General features: G+C 71.2%; 6 protein-coding genes. 1 reads left to right on the top strand and 5 read right to left on the bottom strand.

The features are described from left to right. Positions 1 to 73 precede the first annotated feature (73 nt). From QZV84_RS10895 to QZV84_RS10875, 5 genes are read right to left on the bottom strand one after another with little or no spacing between them, the layout of a single operon-like run. Entirely contained in the window at positions 74 to 391 is a 318-nt protein-coding gene (locus QZV84_RS10895; RefSeq protein WP_292829343.1) for an Rv3654c family TadE-like protein, read from the bottom strand. Then, positions 391 to 729, bottom strand: a complete 339-nt coding sequence (locus QZV84_RS10890; RefSeq protein ID WP_292829341.1) for a TadE family type IV pilus minor pilin — start codon at positions 727 to 729, stop codon at positions 391 to 393. The genes QZV84_RS10895 and QZV84_RS10890 overlap by 1 nt, the downstream gene beginning before the upstream one ends. Next, positions 726 to 920, bottom strand: coding sequence for a DUF4244 domain-containing protein (locus tag QZV84_RS10885; protein ID WP_292829339.1), 195 nt, complete (start codon positions 918 to 920; stop codon positions 726 to 728). Before QZV84_RS10885 ends, QZV84_RS10890 begins: the two co-directional genes overlap by 4 nt. A 56-nt stretch (positions 921 to 976) precedes the next feature. Further along, on the bottom strand, positions 977 to 1,909 hold the full coding sequence (locus QZV84_RS10880; protein ID WP_292829337.1) for a type II secretion system F family protein: 933 nt from the start codon (positions 1,907 to 1,909) through the stop codon (positions 977 to 979). Beyond that, complete coding sequence (locus tag QZV84_RS10875) at positions 1,894 to 2,967, bottom strand: TadA family conjugal transfer-associated ATPase (protein ID WP_292829335.1); 1,074 nt, start codon at positions 2,965 to 2,967, stop codon at positions 1,894 to 1,896. Before QZV84_RS10875 ends, QZV84_RS10880 begins: the two co-directional genes overlap by 16 nt. A gap of 413 nt (positions 2,968 to 3,380) precedes the next feature. Between QZV84_RS10875 and acs the strand changes: the two genes are divergently transcribed. Continuing rightward, on the top strand, positions 3,381 to 5,348 hold the full coding sequence (gene acs / locus QZV84_RS10870) for an acetate--CoA ligase (RefSeq protein ID WP_292829333.1): 1,968 nt from the start codon (positions 3,381 to 3,383) through the stop codon (positions 5,346 to 5,348).

Below are 5,348 nucleotides of genomic sequence, written 5' to 3'. Positions count from 1 at the left end.
CACTGGGGCTCCGCCCCAGACCCCCGGCTTGCTGACGCGCGCCCACACTGGGGCTCCGCCCCAGACCCCCGGCCTACCCCGGCGGCCCCGCTCGGGCCGAAGCCGTCGTCGCGAACCGCACGAAGGTCGCCGAGACGGTCACCGTGGCGATGAGCCCGTCGAGGTCGCAGACGCTCACGTCGGCGCCCGCCGCGGCGGCGACTTCGGCCGCGCGATCACAAGGAGCGCCGTCGACGAGACCGGATGCCGCATCCGCCGCCGCGAGCGCGGCTGCGTCAGCCGCACCCGCCAGTCTCTGCGAGAACACCGCGGCGGCACCCGCCGTCGTGAAGGCGAGAGAGAGGGTGGCGGTGCACACGACGACACCGACCGTCAGGATCGTGCCGGCCATCACAGTCCGCCGTCGAGTGCGCAGCTGGTGGCGCTGAGCGCGACCGGCAGGACGCTCGCGGAAGCCGAGGCGGTGACGCAGACCAGGTCACCACGGCGTTCGGTCACCGCGGACGCCCCCGGGACCGCATACTCGACGACAGCCCATGCGCGCACCTCGGCATCGTCGCGGGCGATGAGCCGGGCCGCGTCGGCCGCGGCATCCTGCAACCGCACCTGCCGCGCGCACGCACCGAGACTTCCAGCGCCGAGCAGGAGCACGAGCGCGACCGCGGGCAGCGCGACGGCGAACTCGGCGACGACCGATCCGCGGTCGTCGCCGAATCCGCGCCGGATCATGCGACCGTCAGTGCGCGACGAACCAGATCCGTCAGGATTCCGCGGACCTCATCAGAGCGCATGATCACGACCAGAAGTCCGGCGAACGCTACGGCCGCCATCGTGGCGATCGCATATTCGGCGGTGGCGGCGCCGGTGTCGTCCACGAAGAGGCGGGCAGCGCGGCGGCGGGTGAGCGGAGGCAGTGACATGGGTGTTCCTTCCACGGTCGGTGGGCACGGTCGGTGGGCACGAGTGTTGGGCACGGTCAGAGGGGCAGGCGCACGGAGGTCATGACGCTCAGCAGCATGGGCGCGACCCCGAGCAGGAGAAAGGCCGGGAGCGTGCAGACCCCGAGCGGAAGGAGAAGGCGCGTCGCAAGGTGTGCCGCCCGTAGTCGCCCGTCGATCCGAGCACGGTGGCGGGCAAGGGTCGAGGTTGCCCGCAGGAGTTCGACCGCGGGCACCCCGGCGGTGCGGGAGAGGTCCAGCACGGCGTCGGTCGCGGCATCCGGCGTCGCGCCCGTCGCCTCGAGCACGAGGCGGCGGGCGCGGTCGATCGACACGCCCCCGCTCAAGGCGATCGCGAGCATCTCCGCGTCCAGGCCGGGAATGCCGCCGGCCGCGCGGGCACGCCCGACCAGTGCCGCGTTCCAGCGCTGTGCACCGACGATGAGAGCCGCGCCGGCGACCAGGCAGGCGAGGCCGATCGGGCTGCCCATCAGGGTGCCGAACGTGTCGAAACCGAGCGCGACGCCAAGAAGCACCGCGACCAGAGGCAGCCATCCCATGAGCTTCGCGGTGGCCGCCGGCTCCGCCAGCGCCACTCGCACGTCGTCCGCGGCCTCCTGAGCGTCGCGGAGCGCGGCGGAAAGCGCGCGCAGGCTCTCGGCCAGCGGCGCGCCCACTGCGGCCGCGACCTGCCAGGCGGCTGCGACATCGCTCCATCGGGTCTGCCCGGAGTCATGTCCGGCCCGCCGGGATCTGAGTCTGCGCTGCGGGATCGACGGCACGCCGGCGCTTGCAATCGCCGCGGGCAGCGGCATCCCCCGCTCGACCGCCGCGCAGACCCGCACGGCCGGTTCGTCGCCCGCCTCGGCGAGATATGCCCACGCTCGCGCCGGTGCGATGCCGGCCTGGAGCAGCACCGCAAGCCGCAGCACGGAGTCGGCGATCGCGGAGGAGCTCACCGGGCCGGCCACGGCAGCTCCTCGATCTTCAGGCGCCCGGTCGGCGCGATCACGGGACGCCCTGCGGCGGCGAGCCGGCGCGTACCGTCCTCTGCGCGATCGATGTGCAGTACGCAGCCGATCGCGCTGGCGACTTGGCGGGCCAGCGCCCGATCGTCGAGCCCGGCGAGCGCGCCCAATGCCTCGAGCCGGGCGGGGACGTCGTGCAGGCCGTTCGCGTGCAGCGTGCCCGCACCGCCGTCGTGGCCGGTGTTCAGTGCGGACAGCAGCTCCCGCACCTCTTCTCCGCGGCACTCCCCCACCACGAGCCGGTCGGGCCGCATCCGCAGCGCCTCGCGCACGAGCCGCGGCAGGCCGATCGCCCCGGCTCCCTCGAGGTTGGCCTGTCGCGCCTCGAGGCGCACATGGTGCGGATGCGAGAGACGCAGCTCGGCGACGTCTTCGATCGTGACGATCCGGTCCGATGCCGGCGCACACCCGAGCAGGGCGGCCAGCAGCGTGGTCTTTCCGGCGCCCGCGGCACCCGTGATGAGGAGGTTCTCGCGCCGGGTGACGGCATCCTCGAGCCACCGCCCAGTGGCAGCGTCGAACATGCCCCGGGACTCGAGCTCGGCCAGGTCGGGGCTGTCCAGGCGCGGAACGCGGATCGAGATCGCGGTGCCCTCCGCTGCGACCGGCGGCAGTACCGCATGGACACGGATGCCGCCCTCCAGCCGGACGTCCACGCACGGTGTCGCGTCATCGATGTGGCGACCGCCGAGCCCGATGAGCGCGACGGCGAGGTCGCGCACATCCTCTTCGCGCGCACGCCACTCGGGAGCGGGCCAGGCCCCGCGCCCTCGATCGACGAACAGGCCGCTCGCGCCGTTGATGAACAGGTCGGTCACATCGGGATCGTCGATGTACCGAGCCAGTGGCTCCAGGACGGGATGCCGGTCCGGCAGCACCCGGACCGCCACCGGCTCCGCCGCGGCTGCCTGCGCGGACGTCGGCGTCGGCGCCTCGCGCAGGCGGTGACCGGCTGCGCCGGTGGCCGCGGCGCGCGGCTGGACGACGAAGCGTTCGGTCATGCGTCGAAGCTAGGGCACGACGCTCCGCGCGAGGCGGCTTCCGGTGCACCGGCGGGAAGCCGATCGCACGGGTTCGCCTGGGGAGGAGCCGGCGGAGACGAAGAGGGCGGCATCCCATGGGGGGAATGGGATGCCGCCCCGCGCGACACCGCAGTTCGGGGGTGGGGCGGGTGCCGCAATGCCAGAATCGAATGTTCGGCCGGTGAAGAGCATACGCAAGATCAGGGGACCGTCCAAACAAGCTCACCACGCCGTTGCCGATGTATCGGCCGGGTCCGGCTCCGTGTGTCCGGGTCAGCTCCGCCACCCGCTATCGGAGGCAGTGAGGCCACAAGGCACTGGATGGGTTTACGGTGTCGTAGCGGGGGGTCTGCTGACCCGGCCGCCCGGGAACGGCCCGCGAAGGAGCGCGCATGAGCAGCCAGATCGATCACCTACTCAACGAGGACCGCCGGTTCTCTCCGCCCACAGGCTTCGCCGCGAATGCCGTGGGGACACGAGCCCTGTATGCGAGCGCGGCGGCGGACAGCACGGCCTTCTGGGCCGAGCAGGCGCGCGAGCTGCACTGGCACACCCCGTTCACGCAAGTGCTCGACTGGTCCAACCCGCCGTTCGCGACCTGGTTCGCCGACGGCGAGCTCAACGTCGCGTACAACTGCCTCGACCGTCACGTCGAAGCCGGCAACGGCGACCGCGTCGCGCTGCTGTGGGAGGGCGAGCCGGGCGATTCTCGCCATGTGACCTACGCCGCGCTGACGGACGAGGTGAAGCGCCTCGCGAATGTGCTCGAGGGACTCGGCATCGGCGAGGGCGACCGGGTGGCGATCTACATGCCGATGATCCCTGAGGCGATCGCGGCGATGCTCGCCGTGGCGCGCCTGGGTGCGATCCACTCCGTGGTGTTCGGCGGGTTCTCCGCCGACAGCCTGCGCACCCGCATCGACGATGCCGGCGCGAAGCTGGTCATCACGGCGGACGGCGGGTACCGCAAGGGAAAGGTGAGCCCGCTCAAGCCCGCCGTCGACATGGCCCTGGCCGATCGCAACGGCTCGGGTGTGCAGGAGACCGTTGAGAACGTGCTGGTCGTCCGGCGCGGAGGCAACACCGTCGAGTGGACCGAAGGTCGTGACATCTGGTGGCATGACGTCGTGCCGCAGGCATCCGCCGACCACGAGGCCCGGGCGTTCCCCGCCGAGACGCCGCTGTTCATCCTCTACACCTCCGGCACGACGGGAAAGCCCAAGGGCATCATGCACACCTCCGGTGGCTACCTCACCCAGGCGACCTTCAGCAACAAGGTCGTCCACGACCTGCATCCCGAGACGGACGTCTACTGGTGCACCGCGGACATCGGCTGGATCACCGGCCACAGCTATGTCACCTACGGCCCGCTGTCCAATGGGGCGACGCAGGTGCTCTACGAGGGTACGCCCGACACGCCGCATCCAGGGCGGTGGTGGGAGATCATCCAGAAGTACGCCGTGTCGATCCTCTACACCGCGCCCACCGCCATCCGCTCCTTCATGAAGCTCGGCCGCGCCATCCCGGAGCAGTACAACCTGTCGTCGCTGCGCCTTCTCGGCTCGGTCGGCGAACCCATCAACCCCGAAGCGTGGATGTGGTACCGCAAGATCGTCGGCGGCAAGGTCGCCCCGATCGTCGACACCTGGTGGCAGACCGAGACGGGCGCGATCATGATCTCGGCCCTCCCGGGGGTCACCGAGACCAAGCCGGGCAGCGCGCAGGTGCCGCTGCCCGGTGTGTCGATCGAAGTGGTCGACGACGACGGCGTGCATGTCGGGAACGGCAACGGCGGGCTGCTCGTGGTCACCGAGCCGTGGCCGAGCATGCTCCGCGGAATCTGGGGCGACCCCGAGCGGTACAGGGAGACGTACTGGGACAAGTTCGCGTCCCAGGGGTATTACTTCGCCGGAGACGGAGCGCGACTCGACGACGATGGGGACGTCTGGCTGCTCGGCCGGGTCGACGACGTCATGAACGTGTCGGGCCACCGCCTGTCGACGGCCGAGATCGAATCGGCTCTGGTCGCGAACGAGGCGGTCGCCGAGGCCGCTGTGGTGGGCGCGTCGGATGAGACGACCGGCCAGGCGGTCGCGGCCTTCGTGATCATCAAGCAGAGCTATCTCGCCGCACACTCCGCCGACGGGCTCGCCCAGGCGCTGCGGGCGTGGGTGAGTGAGCAGATCGGTCCGATCGCACGTCCTCGCGACGTGTACATCGTCGAGGAACTTCCCAAGACCCGATCCGGCAAGATCATGCGCCGGCTGCTGCGAGATGTGGCAGAGGGTCGCGAAGTGGGCGACACCACGACCCTCGCCGACACAGCCGTCATGAGCGTGATCAGCGCGCAGGTGCGCTAG

It is taken from the genome of Microbacterium sp. (assembly GCF_011620715.1).
Taxonomy (GTDB): Bacteria; Actinomycetota; Actinomycetes; order Actinomycetales; family Microbacteriaceae; genus Microbacterium.
Note: the sequence above shows the minus strand (reverse complement) of the source record. Positions and strands in the feature narration are given on the sequence as shown.